Origin of the sequence: Floricoccus penangensis (genome assembly GCF_001832885.1) — a bacterium.
Taxonomy (GTDB): Bacteria; Bacillota; Bacilli; order Lactobacillales; family Streptococcaceae; genus Floricoccus; species Floricoccus penangensis.
On record NZ_MKIQ01000006.1, the window covers coordinates 24127 to 43031 of the forward strand.

The window sequence follows — 18905 nt, forward strand, 5'->3', positions numbered from 1 at the left end:
AGTGAGGGTGTCCATTGGACGTAAGAAAATAAAGGAGAAACCTAATAATGTTTGTAAAAACAGGCGATAATGTTAAGGTCATTGCTGGTAAAGATAAAGGCAAGACTGGTAAAGTTATCAAAGCTTTACCAAAAGTAAATAAAGTTGTTGTTGAAGGTGTTGCTATTATGAAAAAACACCAAAAACCAAACAACGAAAATCCAAATGGTGCTATTCTTGAATTAGAAGCACCAATCAACGCATCAAATGTTCAAGTTCTTGACAAAAATGGTGTTGCTGGTCGTGTTGGATACAAAGTTGAAGGCGACAAAAAAGTTCGTTACAACAAAAAATCTGGCGAAATCCTAGATTAATCACGTAAGAGAGGAGGAAAAAAATGGCTAATCGTTTAAAAGAAAAATATAGTGCTGAAGTAATTCCAGCTTTAACTGAAAAATTTAACTATACATCTGTTATGGCAGTGCCTAAAGTTGAGAAAATCGTTCTTAACATGGGTGTTGGTGATGCAGTAAATAACTCTAAGAACCTTGATAAAGCAGTTGAAGAACTTGCTATTATTTCAGGACAAAAACCACTTATCACAAAAGCTAAGAAATCAATCGCTGGTTTCCGTTTACGTGAAGGTATGCCAATCGGTGCGAAAGTAACTCTTCGTGGCGAACGCATGTATGAATTCTTAGATAAATTAGTAACTGTCTCTCTTCCACGTGTACGTGACTTCCACGGTGTGTCAAATAAATCATTTGATGGACGTGGTAACTACACACTAGGGGTGAAAGAACAACTAATTTTCCCAGAAATCAATTTTGACAATGTAGATAAAGTCCGTGGATTAGATGTAGTAATCGTTACTACTGCTAACACTGACGAAGAAGGACGCGAATTGCTTGCCCAAATGGGTATGCCGTTTGCTAAATAATATAGGAGGCAAAAGACGTGGCAAAAAAATCAATGATTGCTAAAAACAAACGTCCAGCAAAATTCTCAACACAAGAATATACACGTTGTGAACGTTGTGGACGTCCACATTCAGTTTACCGCAAATTTAAATTGTGCCGTATTTGCTTCCGTGAACTTGCTTATAAAGGGCAACTTCCGGGCGTTAAAAAAGCTTCATGGTAAATTGAAGCGGCATACGCCACTTCAATTTAACTATTGCTTATAAGCAAGATTAATTTGCAAGTGGGATAATGACGTTTTAGATAATAAAACAACCCAAACTACAAATAATAAGGAGAAAACCACAATGGTAATGACAGATCCAATCGCAGACTTTCTAACACGCATTCGTAATGCTAACATGGTTAAGCATGATGTTGTTGAAGTTCCTGCATCAAAAATTAAACGCGAAATTGCTTCAATTTTACTTGAAGAAGGATTCATTAAAGATTTCGAATCTATTGAAGATGACAAGCAAGGAATCATTCGTGTTTATCTTAAATACGCTCAAGATGGTGAACGCAAAGGTCAACGCGTAATCACAGGACTTAAACGTATTTCTAAACCAGGTTTGCGTGTATACGTTAAATCTGCAGATGTGCCAAAAGTTCTTAACGGACTTGGTATCGCAATCGTTTCTACTTCTGAAGGTGTGGTAACTGATAAAGTTGCTCGCGCTAAAAACATTGGTGGAGAAGTATTAGCATACGTTTGGTAGAATAAAGGTGGTTGTAGTTTAAAACTACTCTCGCCCCCGTGAAAACCCATTATTTCAATGGGAAAATTTAACAGGAGGAAAATATGAGCCGTATTGGTAATAAAGTAGTAGTACTACCTGCTGGCGTTACTGTTGACGCTAAAGATGGTCTAACTACTGTTAAAGGTCCTAAAGGAGAACTTACTCGTGAGTTCCCTACAGCGATCGAAATGAAAGTTGAAGGACAAGAAGTAACATTCGTACGTCCTAACGATTCAAAAGAAATGAAAACTATTCATGGTACAACTCGTGCTAACTTTAATAACATGGTTATTGGAGTATCTGAAGGTTTCAAAAAAGAACTTGAAATGCGTGGGGTTGGTTACCGTGCACAATTACAAGGAAATAAACTTGTATTGAGCGTTGGTAAATCTCATCCTGACGAAGTTGTTGCTCCAGAAGGAATTACTTTTGAAGTACCAACTCCAACTACAATTAACGTGACTGGAAGCAACAAAGAAGTTGTTGGTGAAGTTGCAGCTTACATTCGTAGTAAACGTCCACCAGAACCTTATAAAGGTAAAGGGATTCGTTATGTTGGAGAATTCGTACGTCGTAAAGAAGGTAAAACTGGTAAATAGTTTTAGTAAAATAGTTATAAGATTTTTCAGTAGTTTATATTCTTCAAAGATTATAAATTGCTGAGTATCTAGCTATTTTAAGTAAATTATTAACAGTTAAGATAGGCAAAAACTTATCATAATATAGAAATAGAAGAGGTAGAATTGTGATTTCTAAACCAGACAAAAATAAAACGCGTCAAAAACGCCATCGTCGTGTACGCGGAAAAATCTCTGGTACTGCAGAGCGCCCACGTTTGAACGTATTCCGTTCTAATACAAACATCTACGCGCAAGTAATTGATGACGTAGCAGGTGTAACGCTCGCAAGTGCCTCATCACTAAATGAGACTGGAACTAAATCAGAACAAGCTCAAAAAGTTGGTGAATTAGTAGCAAAAGCAGCAACTGCCAAAGGTATTACTGAAGTTGTCTTCGACCGTGGTGGTTACCTATATCATGGACGTGTGCAAATCCTTGCAGAATCTGCACGTGAAAATGGACTTAAATTCTAAAGAAAGGGGTAATCATAATAATGGCTAGAGATACAGAAGTAAATGAATTCGAAGAACGCGTTGTTGGAATTAACCGCGTAACTAAAGTTGTTAAAGGTGGACGTCGTCTTCGCTTTGCTGCATTAGTAGTTGTTGGTGACCGTAATGGTCGTGTTGGATTTGGTACTGGTAAAGCTCAAGAAGTTCCAGAAGCAATCCGTAAAGCAGTTGAAGCAGCTAAGAAAAATCTTATCGAAGTTCCAATGGTTGGCACTACAGTACCTCATGAAGTTATTGGTCAATTTGGTGGAGGACGTATCCTTATCAAACCAGCCGTAGAAGGATCTGGAGTAGCAGCTGGTGGAGCTGTTCGTGCCGTACTTGAGCTTGCTGGAGTTGCTGACGTTACAAGCAAATCATTAGGTTCAAATACTCCGATTAACGTTGTTCGTGCAACTGTTGATGGATTAAAACAACTTAAACGCGCTGAAGAAGTTGCTGCATTACGTGGCAAATCTGTAGAAGATTTGGCATAAGGAGGATAAAATGGCTCAATTAAAAATTACTTTAACTAAGTCTCCAATCGGTCGTCTTCCTGTTCAACGCAAAACAGTGACTGCATTAGGACTTAACAAGTTACAATCTAGTGTTGTTAAAAATGACACACCTGCTATCCGTGGAATGGTTAACTCAATTTCACATTTAGTAACTGTAGAAGAAATTTAATTAATTCTACAAAATATATAATATAAGCGAGCTAGACTTTCGCCGACTCCGGCGGAAGTTTTGGCGCATAGTAAAGAATTAGGAGAAAATATATAATGAAACTTCATGAATTAACACCATCGGCTGGTAGCCGTAAAGTTCGTAACCGCGTAGGTCGTGGTACTTCATCTGGTAATGGTAAAACATCTGGACGTGGACAAAAAGGTCAAAAAGCTCGTAGTGGTGGTGGCGTTCGTCTAGGTTTTGAAGGTGGACAAACTCCATTATTCCGTCGTATGCCAAAACGTGGATTCTCAAACGTAAACCGTAAAGATTACGCTGTTGTGAATCTAGAAACTTTAAATCGTTTTGAAGACGGAGCAGAAGTAAATGCTGATACTTTAGTTGCTGCAAAAATTGTTAAAGATGTTAAATCTGGAATTAAAGTTCTTGCAAATGGAGAACTTACAGCAAAAAATCTTAAAGTAACTGCTACAAAAGCTTCAGCAAGTGCAGTAGCTGCAATCGAAAACAACGGTGGAACTGTTACACTACCAAAAGCTGACTAGTAAGGAGGCGTTATGTTTTTCAAGACATTGAAAGACGCTTTCAAGGTAAAGGATATTAGAAATAGGATTCTATTTACCATTTTCATACTTTTCGTTTTTCGTTTAGGAACACATATTACAGTTCCTGGTATAAATGTAAACAGCTTAAACCAATTAGCTGATTTACCATTTATTAATATGATTAACTTAGTTAGTGGTAATGCGATGCAGAATTTCTCTGTCTTTGCAATGGGTGTGTCGCCGTATATCACTGCGTCAATCATTGTGCAACTTCTTCAAATGGATATACTTCCAGTTTTTGTTGAATGGAGTAAGCAAGGTGAGGTTGGACGTCGAAAACTTAATCAAACTACTCGTTATATAACTCTTGTTTTAGCGATGGCTCAGTCAATTGCTATTACTGCGGGATTTAATGCTATGAGTTCTACTGGTATTGTTAATACACCAAATGTTAGTACTTATCTTATGATTGGTATGATTCTTACAACAGGATCTATGATTGTAGTGTGGCTAGGAGAACAAATCACTGATAAAGGGTTTGGAAATGGTGTATCAATGATAATCTTTGCAGGTATCATATCATCAATTCCGCAAGCAGTTAAAACTGTATATGATGAGAAATTTGTTAATATTCGTCCTGAGCAATTGCCTAGTTCAATTGTATTTGTAATTGTTTTATTAATAGCAATGGCTATAATTATTGCTTTTACTACATACTTTACACAAGCAATTTTAAAGATTCCAATTCAATATACTAAGCTAGTTCAAGGTGCGCCGACAAGTTCATACTTGCCACTTCGCCTTAATCCTGCTGGTGTAATCCCTGTAATCTTTGCAAGCTCAATTACAGCTCTTCCAGCCACTCTTTTACAGCTATTAAAAGCGACTAAAGGCAATGTTGGTTGGATCGAAAACTTACAACGTGCATTAGACTACAATACTTGGACAGGTATGTTGGTATATGCGATATTGATTGTTCTCTTTACTTTCTTCTATTCATTTGTACAGGTTAACCCTGAGAAAATGGCAGAGAATTTACAGAAACAAGGATCATATATTCCAAGTGTACGTCCAGGTAAAGGAACTGAAAAATATATTTCTTCAATTCTTATAAGACTTGCTACTGTGGGTTCAATTTTCTTAGGCCTTATTTCAGTTATTCCAATCGTTGCAACAAATCTTTGGTCTTTACCAAAAATGGTTGCACTTGGGGGAACTAGCCTACTAATTGTAATTACAACAAGTATTGAAGGTATTAAACAACTTGAAGGTTATCTTCTTAAAAGAAAATATACTGGATTTTTGGATGATCCTATTGAAGAATAATTCAACATTGAGGCGATTCTCTTCGCCTCTCTTGTTTTGAATTATAAATTGAGATATAATCGTTATGTTTGAATTTATAACTTAAAACATTTAATAATATTTAAGGAGAAAAAAATGAATCTTTTGATCATGGGTTTACCTGGTGCAGGTAAAGGGACTCAAGCAGAAACTATTGTTGAAACTTATGGTGTAAAACATATTTCAACTGGTGACATGTTTAGAGCTGCTATGAAGAATGAAACACCTATGGGGCAACTTGCTAAACAATATATTGATCAAGGGAAACTAGTCCCTGATGATGTTACAAACGGTATTGTAAAAGAAAGACTTGCGGAAAGTGATATTAAAGAATCTGGTTTCTTATTAGATGGATATCCACGTACAATTGAACAAGCATATGCTTTAGATGAAATGCTAAAGGAATTAGGAATTGAGCTTGATGCTGTTATTGACATCGAAGTAAATCCTGATATTCTTGTTGATCGTTTAAGTGGTCGTTATATTTGCCGTACTTGTGGGGCAACTTATCATAAAATATTTAACCCAACAAAGGTTGAAGGGACTTGTGATAAATGTGGTGGACATGATTTCTATCAAAGAGAAGATGATAAGCCAGAAACAGTTAAGAATCGTTTAGATATCAATATCGAACAAGGACAACCAATCTTAGAGCATTATTCAAATCTTGGACTAGTTAAAGAAGTAAATGGAGAACAAGATATAGAAAAAGTGTCTGAGGATATTATTAATATTCTTTCATAATAGGTAGTCTAAAGGACTTGCAAAATTAAATATTATATGTTAAAATAATCTAGTCCGACTTTTAGATATTATTATCGTAGCGGGAAATTTAAAGGAGGTGCTTTTGCGTGGCAAAAGATGATGTAATTGAAATCGAAGGTAAAGTAATAGATACTATGCCGAATGCGATGTTTACAGTTGAGCTTGAAAACGGTCATCAAGTTTTAGCGACTATTTCAGGTAAAATGCGTAAAAATTATATTCGTATTTTGACTGGTGACCGTGTTACCGTTGAACTTAGTCCTTACGATTTATCTCGTGGGCGTATTACATACCGCTTTAAATAAGCCCAAAGGGGGTTTACCCCTATAAAATAATAGGAGGTATTATAATGAAAGTAAGACCATCAGTAAAACCAATTTGCGAATACTGTAAAGTTATTCGTCGTAATGGTCGTGTTATGGTAATTTGCTCTGTAAATCCAAAACACAAACAACGTCAAGGTTAGAAAGGAGAAAAAACTAAATGGCTCGTATCGCTGGAGTTGATATTCCCAATGACAAACAAGTAGTGATTTCACTTACTTATGTATACGGAATCGGTCTACCAACATCTAAGAAAATTCTTGCTGCTGCTGGAGTTCCTGAAGATGTTCGTGTAAAAGACTTAACAACTGATCAAGAAGATGCAATTCGTCGTGAAGTAGACGCGCTTAAAGTCGAAGGAGACCTTCGTCGTGAAGTAAATCTAAACATCAAACGTTTGATGGAAATCGGTTCATACCGTGGAATTCGTCACCGTCGTGGATTGCCTGTTCGTGGTCAAAATACTAAGAACAACGCTCGTACGCGTAAAGGACCTGCGAAATCTATCGCTGGTAAGAAAAAATAATAATTAGTTAGAAAGGAGATAAACATTGGCTAAACCTACACGTAAACGTCGTGTGAAAAAGAATATTGAATCTGGGATTGCTCACATTCATGCTACTTTTAACAACACAATCGTTATGATTACAGATGTTCATGGTAACGCTATTGCTTGGTCATCAGCTGGTGCTTTAGGATTTAAAGGTTCAAGAAAATCAACACCGTTTGCTGCTCAAATGGCAAGTGAAGCTGCTGCGAAATCTGCTCAAGAACATGGTTTGAAAACTGTTGCTGTTACTGTAAAGGGACCTGGATCAGGACGCGAATCTGCTATCCGTGCATTGCAAGCTGCTGGTCTACAAGTTACTGCTATCAGTGATGTGACTCCAGTACCTCACAATGGTGCACGTCCTCCAAAACGTCGTCGTGTATAATTTTCGTAAGTGCTGAATTACACACTTTTATAATTTAGGAGATATACACATGATTGAGTTTGAAAAACCAAAAATTACAAAATTTGATGAAGAAAAAACATACGGCAAATTTGTCGTAGAACCTCTTGAACGTGGTTATGGTACAACTCTTGGTAATTCATTACGTCGTATCTTGTTGTCTTCTCTTCCAGGTGCAGCTGTAACTGGTATCCAAATTGATGGAGTACTTCATGAATTTGCTACTATTCCAGGTGTCCGCGAAGACGTGACTCAAGTTATCTTGAATATCAAAGGTCTTGCGATCAAATCATACGTAGAAGGTGAAAAAAATATTGAATTAGATATTACAGGTCCTGCAGTTGTTACCGCTGGTGACATCTTGACTGATAGTGATATCGAAATTACAAACAAAGATCATTACCTATTTACTATTGCTGAAGGACATAGTCTTAAAGCTAAAATGACTGTAAATACAGGTCGTGGTTATGTACCTGCTGATGAAAATAAAGTGGATGATGCACCAATTGGTTTACTAGCTGTTGACTCAATTTACACACCAGTAAATAAAGTTAACTATCAAGTTGAACCTGCTCGAGTTGGTGGACAAGACGGTTTTGATAAACTTACACTTGAAATTGTAACAAATGGTACAATTGATCCAGAAGAGGCGTTAAGTCTTTCTGCTAAAATTTTAACTGATCATTTAAGTCTTTTTGTAAATCTATCTGAAGTGGCACAAAGTGCTGACATCATGGTTGAAAAAGACGAAGTTTCTCCAGAGAAGACTTTGGACAAACCTATTGAAGAACTTGATTTATCAGTTCGCTCTTATAACTGTTTGAAACGTGCAGGAATTAATACTGTTCAAGATTTAACAGATAAGACTGAAGCTGAAATGATGAAAGTTCGTAACTTAGGTCGTAAGTCAATGGAAGAAGTTAAATTCAAAATTGCTGATCTTGGTTTAAAATTTAAAAACGAAAAATAAAATTTAAGAAGGGAGAAATAATGAGTTACCGTAAACTTGGACGTAAAAGCGCACAACGTAAAGCAATGCTACGTGATTTGACAACAGATCTAATTATGAATGAATACATTGTTACTACTGAAGCTCGCGCAAAAGAAATCCGTAAATCAGTTGAAAAAATGATTACTCTTGGTAAACGTGGAGATTTACATGCACGTCGTCAAGCAGCTGCATTTGTTCGTAATGAAGTATCTTTAAAAGACTTTAACGAAGAAACAGAAACATTCCCAACTGCATTACAAAAATTATTTGATGATATCGCACCTCGCTACGAAGGACGTAACGGTGGATACACACGTATTCTTAAAACTGAACCACGTCGTGGAGATGGCGCACCAATGGCTATCATTGAATTAGTATAAAAAATAAATAGAAGTGCTTTCTTCATCACTTTTTGTTGAGTGTTATGATGGTGGTATAGGTGAAGAGAATATATCTTTTCTAACGAAAGTTGGCCTGTACTTAGTCTAGCTCTGGCTTTCCGGGGTAGGTTACCTACTCCGGAGCACTCATCATAAAGTGTTATTTTTTATTTTAAAAGCAATATTTATACGCACGCAATGTGCTTTTTTTTTTGCATTTTTTTGATTAAATTCAGTAATTAATATTTTTTATTAGCTCTTTCATTTTTTTTATTACAATTTTCAGAAAAAATATTGTATAGTAAAGGAACTAGAATTTTAGAGGGGCACTCCATCATGAAAACAATAGCTAAAGAGCTTTTAGAAAAAGCATATTTTAAAAAACTAAAGGAAACTCCAATCCTTTATACGGGAGTTGAATTAGAATTTCCAATAATTAATTTAGATGGAAGTGCGACAAATCATGAGTTACTTATTAACTTATTAGATAAATTTACCGATGAGGAAGGTTTTACAATTACTCATACAGATTTTGATGGTAATACTATTGAAATCGTTTCGGAGAATAATGATGATACAATTCTTTTTGAATGTGGGTATAATACATTAGAGATCGCATTTGCGCGCACTCAAGATATAAACGAAATTGCGAAACGATTTAAGAAGTATTTTTCTGTGATTCAACCATATTTGCTTGAGAATAATCATAGTCTTACAGGTTTAGGTGTTAATCCTTTTTGGAATAAAAATGATAATACACCTGTAAATTCTTCTCGCTATCGCATGCTTCGAGAATATCTTTTGATGGCAAAGAATATGGATAGTGAATTTAGATTACATAGTCATTATGAATATCCAACTTATATACAAGGTAGTCAGGTTCAATTTGATATTTCAAAAGGACAATTGACTCAAACTATTAATTTGTTTAATAAAATAGAGCCAGCTAAGGCATGGCTATTTGCAAACTCATATATGTGGGACGAGGTTTGGAATACTGGTATAAGTAGAGATATTCTTTGGGAGGATTCAATGCATGGTATTCTTAAAGAAAATGTCGGAGTATATGATCATGAATTTATAGATGCAGATGAAGTGTTAGAGAGTCTTGTTGACACAGCAATTTTTACTGTTGAAAGAGGATCTGAAACTTATTATTTTCAACCATTAACAGTTTCCGAATATTTTAATCGAGAAGAAATTAAAGCTTTTGATATCGAAGGAAGAGAAGCAATACTTGTACCAGATATAAACGATTTAAAGCTTCATCGTTCTTACAAATATCAAAGTTTAACAAAACGTGGAACTTTGGAGTTTAGGAGTATTTGTACCCAACCGTTAAACGCAACTTTTTCTACTGCCGCTTTTCATTTAGGGTTACTTGAAAATTTATCAAGTCTAGATACTTTATTAAATCAATATTTCTTTTTCGAAAAATATGGATCCGACATTAAAAAATTGAGGAGAAAATTTGCTTTCTTTAATCTTTCAGAGGAAGAAAAAAATGATATTATCAAGTTTTCTAATGATTTATTAAATATTTCAAAGGAAGGGCTTGAGAAAAGAGGTTATGGCGAAGAAAAGTATCTACAGGACTTAGTGATAAGGGTTGAAGAAAAAGAAAATCCAGCTGAACATAGCGTTAGATTATTAAAGGATGGGAAAAGTTTAGTAGATATTTCAAGAGAGTTTGCTAATATTGATGCTCTAAAATAATTGTTCTATAGTTAAATGAAATATAAAAATATTACTTTTGTGAATATTATTTAAATTTTAAAAGAGTTTAAATAATAATCTGCATATTATCATATTGCATAAAATATTTCTAAAGAATCGGATAAGTTATCTTTAAGCAATGTATGTTATATTATGAACTATATTTCTTAGTTAGGATGTTTCAATTCAATGGATGAGAAAAAAACTATAAATAAAAAGTGGATTTGGTTAATAATTTTAATTTTAGTAGTAATAATTTTATTGATTAGTTCAAGTATGACATATAGTCAACAGAGCTTAGTGCCTGATCTTGATAAGATATTTCCAAACCAACCGTTTAAAGATGTATTAAGTAAAATTTCATTTAATTATGCTGGTGAGAATATATCTATTGCTAATTATGGATATGCCAAGTTTATTGAATTTTTTATTCGCAAACTAGCTCATTTTGTCACATTTGGGGTATTATCTCTTGCAATCTATAAATCACTTAGTGCCTTTCTTTCAAAAAATAGGACAAGACAGAATGAAAATAATTTCTATAATAAGCTTTTAGTAATTTCATTGGTTATTATAATAATATTAGCCTCATTAGATGAATTTCATCAAATGTTGACTGGTGATAGAACACCTACAATTGAAGATGTGATTTTAGATTCTGTTGGTGGATTAACTTTTCTATTAATTAATCGTTTTGTTCAGTATCGAAAACAACAAAATAAATAATGAATTAAGTAAGGGTAAAATGGGTACTCTTCTTTTTTTGTTTTCTTTTGGAGGGGCTAAGAATCTAAGTAAAATTAATTAAAATTTTCTGATTATTCAATTGATTTTTAATTTTTAGATGTTATAATGTTACTAACGTTTTTGAATGTGAAGGAGAAATTATGCGTAGTGATACTATAAAAAAAGGAATAGAACAAGCACCAGCAAGATCGCTTTTGTATGCAACTGGTCAAGTAAAATCAGCAAGGGATATGAATAAACCCTTTATTGCTATCTGTAACTCTTATATTGACATTGTCCCAGGCCATGTTCACTTAAGGGAGTTAGCTGATATTGCCAAAGAAGCGATTAGAGAAGCAGGCGGAATTCCTTTTGAGTTCAATACAATTGGTGTTGATGACGGTATTGCTATGGGGCATATTGGAATGCGTTATAGTCTTCCAAGTCGTGAATTAATCGCAGATAGTGCTGAAACAGTAATTAATGCTCATTGGTTTGATGGTGTATTCTTTATTCCAAACTGTGATAAGATTACTCCGGGTATGATTATGGCATCAATGCGTACAAATGTTCCAAGCATATTTTGTTCGGGTGGACCGATGAAGGCTGGTGTAGACGTACGAGGACATCAAACAACTCTTTCATCACTCTTTGAAGCTGTCGGTAGTTATAAAGAGGGAATAATGAATGAAGAAGAACTCAAGTTTATGGAGCAAAATGCTTGTCCAACTTGTGGTTCATGTGCCGGAATGTTTACAGCAAATTCTATGAACTGTCTAATGGAAGTTTTAGGACTTGCCCTACCAGGAAATGGGACAGCTCTTGCAGTTGGTCAAGAACGTAGAGATTTAATCAGAGAAGCTGCTTTCAAACTAATGGATCTTGTCAAAAATGATGTAAGACCGAGAGATATTGTAACTAAAGATGCTATAGATGATGCCTTTGCACTGGATATGGCCATGGGTGGAAGCACAAATACCGTCCTGCATACTTTAGCTATCGCTAATGAAGCAGGAATAGACTATGATTTAAGTACAGTAAATGACATTGCAAAACGTGTACCTTATCTTTCGAAAATTGCTCCAAGTTCGGAGTATTCTATGCATGATGTACATGAAGCTGGTGGTGTTTCAGCAATTATAAAAGAACTAGTCGACATAGACGCTGTTCACTCAGACCGTATTACTGTTACGGGTAAGACACTGAGAGAAAATGTAGCTGATGCTTCAATAAAAAATACAAAGGTAATTCATCCAGTAGACGATGCTTATTCAAAAGTAGGTGGTTTATCGATTTTATATGGAAATATTGCACCAAAAGGTGCGGTAATTAAGGTAGGAGGAGTAGATCCTTCTGTTAGAAAATTTGTTGGTAAAGCTATTTGCTTTAGTTCACATGATGAAGCCGTAGAAGCAATTGACAATAAAATTGTTGATAAAGGACATGTGGTGGTAATTCGTTATGAGGGACCAAAAGGTGGACCAGGAATGCCTGAAATGCTTGCACCGACAAGTTCAATTGTAGGTCGTGGTTTGGGTAAATATGTTGCCTTAATTACAGATGGTCGTTTTTCAGGAGCAACACGTGGTATTGCAATTGGTCATATAAGTCCAGAAGCTGCAAGCGGAGGACCTATCGCATTAATTGAAGATGGTGATGAAATTGTAATTGATTTAGATGAACGTACTTTGAATGTTAGTCTAACACAGGAGCAACTTGAATTTAGAAAAAATCATGTTCCAGTCTTTGAGCCTAAAGTTAAAACAGGTTGGTTAGCTCGATATACAGCTCTTGCTACAAGTGCAGATACAGGTGGTATCTTACTTTCCCCAGCAGAATTACAACGACTTATCCAAGAAGAAATCGAAAAGAGATAATTGAGTAAAAAGGAGAGAGAGCAAAGCTTCCCTTTACTTTCTTATAATATTTTTCTATAAAAAGAATCTTACTAATTCTAGTAATTAATGGACTAGGAAGCTCAATAAATTAGTGAAAATATAGAAAAAATGAAAGGATTAATTAATGAATAAAATAAAGCTTGAACAGCCTAAATCTGGTTCACGACTTGCTTTGGATACTTTAAAAGATTTGGGTGTAGATACAATTTTTGGATATCCAGGTGGTGCGGTATTACCTTTTTATGATGCACTTTATTCTTTTGAGGGAGTAAAACATATTCTTGCTCGTCATGAACAAGGTGCGGTACATGAGGCAGAAGGATATGCAAAATCAACTGGTAGACCAGGAGTTGTTGTTGTAACTAGTGGACCTGGTGCGACAAATGTTGTTACAGGTATTGCAGATGCTTATATGGATTCTGTCCCCTTAATTGTTCTTTCAGGTCAAGTAGCAGTACCTGGTATTGGAAGAGATGCCTTTCAAGAAGTTGACTTCCTTGATATTACCTTACCAATTACAAAATATAACTATCAAGTAAGAGATGCATCAGACATTCCACGTATTCTAACTGAAGCTTATTACCTTGCCAATACTGGTCGTAAGGGTCCAGTTGTAGTCGATTTTCCTAAAAACATTTCGGCTGATATTGTAGAAGAAATTAATAACCCATTATTAAATCTTCCAAACTATGAATATACTAAGTATCCTAATGCTGATAAATTAATAGAAATTTTTCAAGGACTAAAGAATGCAAAAAAACCACTAATTTTAGTTGGTGGTGGTGTTCAATATGCTAATGCTCAGGAGGAATTTCTTAAATTTGTAGAAGCTAATAATATACCAGTAACTGCAACTCTTTTGGGACAAGGAATTATGAATGTCGCCCATCCACTGTATTTAGGTATGGCAGGGATGCATGGTACATATGCAGCTAATCAAGCTTTAATGGAAACTGATTTTCTTTTAAACATTGGTAGTAGATTTGACGATCGAGTAGTAAGTAATACAAAATCTTTTGCTCCAAATGCTACTATCGCTCATATTGATATTGATGAGGTTGAAATTAATAAGATAGTTAATACTGATATTGGACTTGTTAGTGATGCCAAAAGAGCCTTGGATGCTTTGGATGAGCTAGGCCAAGTTGGCGGTTCTTATGATGAATGGCTTGAAAAAGTTCAATCAGATAAGAAACGTGCTCCTTATTATTATAAAAAGCATAAAAATTATATTAATCCACAAGAAGTTGTAGAACTTGTTGGTGAGTATACTGATGGAGAAGCAATTATTGCTACAGATGTTGGTCAACATCAAATGTGGGCTGCACAATATTATCCATTTAAAAATAGTAAACAGTTAATTACAAGTGGTGGATTAGGTACTATGGGATTTGGGATTCCCGCAGCTATTGGTGCTAAAATCGCTAACCCAGAAAAAGAGGTTATTCTTTTTGTTGGTGATGGTGGTTTCCAAATGACTAACCAAGAACTTGCTCTTTTGAACCTTCATGATATTCCAGTAAAGATTATTCTTATTAATAACGGTTCGTTGGGTATGGTTAGACAATGGCAAACTAGTTTCCATGATGAGAATCTAAGTCATAGTGTTTTAGGTAATAATGATCCAAACTTCCAAAAGCTAGCTGAGGCTTACGGAATCAAACATTATAAACTAACAGATCCATCGACTTTGTCCGAAGATTTATTAGCTATCAAGGAAAATGTTCCCATGCTGATTGAAGTTATTGTAAGTCCGACAGAGAAAGTCTTGCCAATGATTCCACCAGGAAAGGCAAATGATAAAATGATAGGGGTGAAATTTAATGACGAATGATACTGAGTTTCCAGTTCATAAATTGAAGGCGCTACTTTCCAATAAGGCAGGAGTATTGGGGCGTGTTATGACAGTACTTACTCGTATGCAAGTTAACGTTTTAAGTGTACATGCAGACGTTACTGAGAATCCTGATATTTCGGAAATTATTTTTACTTTCACAGAAAACAATAAGGGTGAAACTGAATTGGTGAGTAAACAACTTCGAAGACAAGTTGATGTTTTAGATGTTGAGAATTTGACAGAATATTAAAAAAATCATGAAATTGTTGCTAAATTATGATATTATAAGTCCTATATTATTTTATTGAGGAGCAATTTTTTATGAATAGCAACAAATTAACTAAAAAAGATTACTTTTTTATAGGCTCAATGTTGTTTGGCCTATTTTTTGGTGCAGGTAACCTAATATTCCCTGTCCATATGGGACAAGCAGCCGGTGGGAATGTCTTGATGGCCAATCTAGGTTTCCTAGTGACAGCTATTGGATTGCCATTTTTAGGTGTTATCGCAATGGGACTCACTCGTTCAAATGGCCTATTTGATATGGCTAAACGAGTTAATAAAGGATATGCCTATGTCTTTACAATTCTTTTGTACCTTGTTATTGGTCCATTCTTTGCTTTACCACGTCTTGCTACAACATCATATCAGATTGGTATAGCGCCATTTGTTCCCGAGCAAAATACCAAGTTGGTTTTAGCAATATTCAGTATAGTTTTCTTTGTAGTAGCTTGGGCAGTATCTAGAAAACCAGGTAAAATATTGGATTATGTCGGTAAGTTCTTGAACCCTATATTTTTACTTCTTTTAGGAGTGCTAATTTTTTTAGCTTTCTTAAATCCAATGGGTTCAGTCTCTGGCTCTGCAGTACAAGAAGCTTATGTTAGTAATGCTTTTCTGACAGGTTTTACTGATGGATATAATACTCTTGATGCATTAGCATCACTAGCCTTCGGTATTATCGTTATTAATGCTATTCGTTCAAAAGGAGTTGAAGAACCTTCTGAGATTGCAAAGGATACAGTTAAGTCAGGTGTTATCACACTTCTCTTGATGGGATTGATTTATACTTGTCTTTCTTACATGGGTGCCATGAGTCTTGGAAAATTTGAAATGAGCGAGAACGGTGGGATTGCCCTTGCTCAAATTGCTAAGTATTATTTGGGAACTGGTGGGTCAGTCCTTCTTGCACTTATTGTAATCGTAGCATGTTTAAAAACAGCAATTGGACTAATTACTGCCTTTTCAGAAACTTTTGCTGAGCTATTCCCGAGTATTTCTTATAATGTATTTGCGGTATTTGCAAGTTTCCTACCATGTATCTTTGCTAACTTTGGATTAAATAATATTATTTCTTATTCACTGCCAGTATTATTCTTTATTTACCCACTAGCAATAACTTTAATTCTATTGTCACTTGCAGGTCCTTTGTTTAATAACGACAAGCGGGTTTATCAAATGACTACTCTACTAACCTTAGTTGCCTCATTCTTTGACGCTATAAAAGTATGTCCAGAATGGGTTCAAAAAACTGATTTCGCTCAGAGTATGCTCAAGTTTGCCAATGCTCATATTCCCTTTTATAGTTTAGGTATGGGTTGGATTACTCCTGCACTTATAGGGTTTGTAATTGGATACGTCTGGTATATTCTTTCTAGAAAAAAGTAAATTAATCTATCCTTTACAAATTGCCTTAAAGTGGTATTCTATTGCCATAATATAAGGGAGATAAAATGAAGGAAGATAAGAAAGAAATTGAAAATCAAGAAGTAGATGAATTTTTAGAAAGAATACATACTGCTTATGAAACAGAAAATTTACTGCCAGAAATTCGCCAGATTTTTGAAAATGCATATTTGGAGTTGGGTAAAAAAAGAAATTTAGATAATTTATCATATAGACTTTTTTCTGAACTTAGAATTTATGCTGTAAAAAATCAATTACCAGGGGAAGCTGGAAAACTTTTTCTATCTATAAGTAACGATTCAGATACTTTAAAAAATATTGGTAACTCTGCTAAAGGATATTCAACAATATTTGGAGTAAATGGAAATCAATAACACAAAAGATGAACGATAAGTGTTAAATAAAACTTGTCGTTCGTTTTTTATTAAATATATAAAGAAAATATATCAAGTTTATGATATAATGTTAAAAAATTCAAAGGAGAAATTAAAATATGCGTGGGATTTTAACAGTAATCGGAAAAGATAAGGTAGGGATTGTTGCTGCTGTAAGTAACAAACTTTCTCAATTGGATATTAATATTGAAGATATCAGTCAAACAATCATGGATGATTATTTTACAATGATTATGTCTTTGACATTGCCACATGATTCAGATTTTAGCCAATTAAGGACAGAGTTTGATAGCCTTAGTGAAGAACTTGCGGTGAAGATTACTATTCAAAATGCAGAGATCTTTGATGCCATGCATAAGCTATAATAAGGAGAAATCATGGAATCAAATCAAATACTTGAAACAATTAGAATGGTTGATGAGGAGAATCTAGATATTCGTACAATTACAATGGGAATTTCATTGTTGGACTGTATGGATGCTGATGTTGATAAGGCTTGTCAAAAAATTTATGATAAAATCACAACAAAAGCGCGTGATTTAGTCAGCGTTGGGGAAGCAATTGAAGCTGAGTACGGTATTCCAATCATTAATAAGAGAATTTCGGTAACTCCCATTGCCATTGTGGCATCTGCAGCTAAAGCAAGTTCAGAAGAATGTGTTAAATATGCCCAAACTCTTGACCGTGTTGCACAAGAAGTTGGTGTAAACTTTATTGGGGGGTATTCTGCTCTAGTTGAAAAAGGATATCAAGGAAGTGATATTGAACTTATTAAATCAATTCCACAAGCTCTAGCTCAAACAAATTTTGTCTGCTCTTCAGTAAATATCGGCTCTACTAAGGCGGGTATAAATATGGATGCTGTTAAATTAATGGGTGAAACTATTAAGGAGACAGCTGCAGCTTCAGATATGGGATGCGCTAAGCTTGTTGTATTCGCTAATGCAGTTGAAGATAATCCTTTTATGGCCGGGGCTTTCCATGGAGTAGGAGAAGCTGACTGTGAAATAAATGTTGGTGTTTCAGGTCCAGGAGTTGTTTACAAGGCTCTTGAAAAAGTTAAAGGTCAATCATTTGATGTGGTTGCTGAAACTGTTAAGAAAACAGCATTTAAGATTACACGTATGGGACAAATGGTTGGACGAATTGCTTCGGAACGATTAGGTGTACCTTTCGGTATTGTTGACTTATCCCTTGCTCCGACTCCTGCAGTAGGAGATAGTGTTGCACAAATTCTTGAAGAAATGGGTCTCGAATCAGTTGGAACGCATGGAACAACTGCAGCCCTTGCCCTCCTTAACGATGCTGTTAAAAAAGGTGGAGTAATGGCTTGTAATCATGTTGGTGGATTATCAGGTGCCTTTATCCCAGTATCAGAAGATGCAGGGATGATTAAAGCTGTAGAAACCGGTCATTTAAATCTTGAAAAGCTTGAAGCGATGACTGCAATCTGTTCTGTTGGACTAGATATGATTGCTATTCCAGGTGATACACCAGCTTCTACTATTGCTGCCATGATAGCAGATGAAGCAGCAATTGGGGTAATTAACCATAAGACTACAGCCGTCCGTATTATCCCAGCCAAGGATACTAAAGTTGGCGATATGGTAGAGTTTGGTGGACTTCTTGGAACAGCTCCAGTCATGAAGGTTAACGATGCAAAGTCAATAGATTTTATTGAACGCGGTGGTCGAATTCCAGCACCTATTCATTCATTTAAAAATTAATTATTACGATAGCATATGCTGTCGTTTTTTTATAGAAAATATCTAACTTCAACTTCAAAGATTACATTGCTTAAATCGATAATTATTAACTATAAATAACTGAAAAAAGTAACTGAAAAGCATGTTTTAAAAATTAGCAA

The 18905-nt window shown here is 35.1% G+C and carries 26 protein-coding genes; all 26 read left to right on the forward strand.

Annotated elements, in window-relative coordinates:
• The first annotated feature begins 47 nt into the window (after nucleotides 1-47).
• On the forward strand, nucleotides 48-353 hold the full coding sequence (gene rplX, locus BG262_RS02910) for a 50S ribosomal protein L24 (protein WP_070787404.1): 306 nt from the start codon (nucleotides 48-50) through the stop codon (nucleotides 351-353).
• Nucleotides 354-376: 23 nt separating this feature from the next.
• On the forward strand, nucleotides 377-919 hold the full coding sequence (gene rplE / locus BG262_RS02915) for a 50S ribosomal protein L5 (protein WP_070787405.1): 543 nt from the start codon (nucleotides 377-379) through the stop codon (nucleotides 917-919).
• Nucleotides 920-936: 17 nt separating this feature from the next.
• Nucleotides 937-1122, forward strand: coding sequence for a type Z 30S ribosomal protein S14 (locus tag BG262_RS02920; protein WP_070787406.1), 186 nt, complete (start codon nucleotides 937-939; stop codon nucleotides 1120-1122).
• Between the two features lie 124 nt (nucleotides 1123-1246).
• Nucleotides 1247-1657: a 30S ribosomal protein S8 gene (rpsH, locus tag BG262_RS02925; protein WP_070787407.1), complete on the forward strand. Its 411-nt coding sequence runs from the start codon at nucleotides 1247-1249 to the stop codon at nucleotides 1655-1657.
• 83 nt (nucleotides 1658-1740) lie between these two features.
• Complete coding sequence (gene rplF, locus BG262_RS02930; RefSeq protein ID WP_070787408.1) at nucleotides 1741-2277, forward strand: 50S ribosomal protein L6; 537 nt, start codon at nucleotides 1741-1743, stop codon at nucleotides 2275-2277.
• Between the two features lie 146 nt (nucleotides 2278-2423).
• Nucleotides 2424-2771 (forward strand): 50S ribosomal protein L18, encoded by a 348-nt coding sequence (gene rplR / locus BG262_RS02935; protein WP_070787409.1) that lies wholly within the window; start codon nucleotides 2424-2426, stop codon nucleotides 2769-2771.
• A 20-nt stretch (nucleotides 2772-2791) separates the two neighbouring features.
• A complete protein-coding gene (gene rpsE / locus BG262_RS02940; RefSeq protein ID WP_070787410.1) occupies nucleotides 2792-3286 on the forward strand; it encodes a 30S ribosomal protein S5 in 495 nt (164 codons plus the stop codon).
• A 10-nt stretch (nucleotides 3287-3296) separates the two neighbouring features.
• Complete coding sequence (gene rpmD, locus BG262_RS02945; RefSeq protein ID WP_070787411.1) at nucleotides 3297-3476, forward strand: 50S ribosomal protein L30; 180 nt, start codon at nucleotides 3297-3299, stop codon at nucleotides 3474-3476.
• Nucleotides 3477-3571: 95 nt separating this feature from the next.
• Nucleotides 3572-4024 (forward strand): 50S ribosomal protein L15, encoded by a 453-nt coding sequence (rplO, locus tag BG262_RS02950; RefSeq protein WP_070787412.1) that lies wholly within the window; start codon nucleotides 3572-3574, stop codon nucleotides 4022-4024.
• Nucleotides 4025-4036: 12 nt separating this feature from the next.
• Nucleotides 4037-5350, forward strand: coding sequence for a preprotein translocase subunit SecY (gene secY, locus BG262_RS02955; RefSeq protein WP_070787413.1), 1314 nt, complete (start codon nucleotides 4037-4039; stop codon nucleotides 5348-5350).
• Between the two features lie 114 nt (nucleotides 5351-5464).
• Nucleotides 5465-6112 (forward strand): adenylate kinase, encoded by a 648-nt coding sequence (locus BG262_RS02960; protein WP_070787414.1) that lies wholly within the window; start codon nucleotides 5465-5467, stop codon nucleotides 6110-6112.
• Nucleotides 6113-6219: 107 nt separating this feature from the next.
• Nucleotides 6220-6438, forward strand: coding sequence for a translation initiation factor IF-1 (gene infA, locus BG262_RS02965; RefSeq protein ID WP_070787415.1), 219 nt, complete (start codon nucleotides 6220-6222; stop codon nucleotides 6436-6438).
• A gap of 44 nt (nucleotides 6439-6482) precedes the next feature.
• Nucleotides 6483-6599 carry a 50S ribosomal protein L36 gene (gene rpmJ / locus BG262_RS02970; protein ID WP_070787416.1) on the forward strand — a complete coding sequence of 39 codons (117 nt, stop codon included), beginning with the start codon at nucleotides 6483-6485 and terminating at the stop codon, nucleotides 6597-6599.
• A 17-nt stretch (nucleotides 6600-6616) separates the two neighbouring features.
• Nucleotides 6617-6982: a 30S ribosomal protein S13 gene (gene rpsM / locus BG262_RS02975; protein ID WP_070787417.1), complete on the forward strand. Its 366-nt coding sequence runs from the start codon at nucleotides 6617-6619 to the stop codon at nucleotides 6980-6982.
• 25 nt (nucleotides 6983-7007) lie between these two features.
• Nucleotides 7008-7391 carry a 30S ribosomal protein S11 gene (rpsK, locus tag BG262_RS02980; RefSeq protein ID WP_070787418.1) on the forward strand — a complete coding sequence of 128 codons (384 nt, stop codon included), beginning with the start codon at nucleotides 7008-7010 and terminating at the stop codon, nucleotides 7389-7391.
• Nucleotides 7392-7440: 49 nt separating this feature from the next.
• Nucleotides 7441-8379 carry a DNA-directed RNA polymerase subunit alpha gene (locus BG262_RS02985; protein WP_070787419.1) on the forward strand — a complete coding sequence of 313 codons (939 nt, stop codon included), beginning with the start codon at nucleotides 7441-7443 and terminating at the stop codon, nucleotides 8377-8379.
• Between the two features lie 20 nt (nucleotides 8380-8399).
• Complete coding sequence (gene rplQ, locus BG262_RS02990) at nucleotides 8400-8780, forward strand: 50S ribosomal protein L17 (RefSeq protein ID WP_070787420.1); 381 nt, start codon at nucleotides 8400-8402, stop codon at nucleotides 8778-8780.
• Between the two features lie 336 nt (nucleotides 8781-9116).
• Nucleotides 9117-10496 (forward strand): glutamate--cysteine ligase family protein, encoded by a 1380-nt coding sequence (locus BG262_RS02995; protein ID WP_070787421.1) that lies wholly within the window; start codon nucleotides 9117-9119, stop codon nucleotides 10494-10496.
• A gap of 189 nt (nucleotides 10497-10685) precedes the next feature.
• The gene (locus tag BG262_RS03000) at nucleotides 10686-11222 is read left to right on the forward strand and encodes a VanZ family protein (RefSeq protein ID WP_070787422.1); all 537 of its coding nucleotides are present in this window, start codon (nucleotides 10686-10688) and stop codon (nucleotides 11220-11222) included.
• Between the two features lie 161 nt (nucleotides 11223-11383).
• Nucleotides 11384-13099, forward strand: a complete 1716-nt coding sequence (ilvD, locus tag BG262_RS03005; RefSeq protein WP_070787423.1) for a dihydroxy-acid dehydratase — start codon at nucleotides 11384-11386, stop codon at nucleotides 13097-13099.
• A gap of 145 nt (nucleotides 13100-13244) precedes the next feature.
• Nucleotides 13245-14954, forward strand: coding sequence for a biosynthetic-type acetolactate synthase large subunit (gene ilvB / locus BG262_RS03010; RefSeq protein ID WP_070787424.1), 1710 nt, complete (start codon nucleotides 13245-13247; stop codon nucleotides 14952-14954).
• The gene (locus BG262_RS03015) at nucleotides 14944-15207 is read left to right on the forward strand and encodes an ACT domain-containing protein (protein ID WP_070787425.1); all 264 of its coding nucleotides are present in this window, start codon (nucleotides 14944-14946) and stop codon (nucleotides 15205-15207) included. Before ilvB ends, BG262_RS03015 begins: the two co-directional genes overlap by 11 nt.
• Before the next feature lie 71 nt (nucleotides 15208-15278).
• Nucleotides 15279-16625: a branched-chain amino acid transport system II carrier protein gene (brnQ, locus tag BG262_RS03020; protein ID WP_070787426.1), complete on the forward strand. Its 1347-nt coding sequence runs from the start codon at nucleotides 15279-15281 to the stop codon at nucleotides 16623-16625.
• 65 nt (nucleotides 16626-16690) lie between these two features.
• The gene (locus BG262_RS03025; protein WP_070787427.1) at nucleotides 16691-17017 is read left to right on the forward strand and encodes a bacteriocin immunity family protein; all 327 of its coding nucleotides are present in this window, start codon (nucleotides 16691-16693) and stop codon (nucleotides 17015-17017) included.
• Nucleotides 17018-17136: 119 nt separating this feature from the next.
• The gene (locus BG262_RS03030; RefSeq protein WP_070787428.1) at nucleotides 17137-17403 is read left to right on the forward strand and encodes an ACT domain-containing protein; all 267 of its coding nucleotides are present in this window, start codon (nucleotides 17137-17139) and stop codon (nucleotides 17401-17403) included.
• A gap of 12 nt (nucleotides 17404-17415) precedes the next feature.
• A complete protein-coding gene (locus tag BG262_RS03035) occupies nucleotides 17416-18765 on the forward strand; it encodes a PFL family protein (RefSeq protein ID WP_070787429.1) in 1350 nt (449 codons plus the stop codon).
• The last annotated feature ends 140 nt before the right edge of the window (nucleotides 18766-18905 follow it).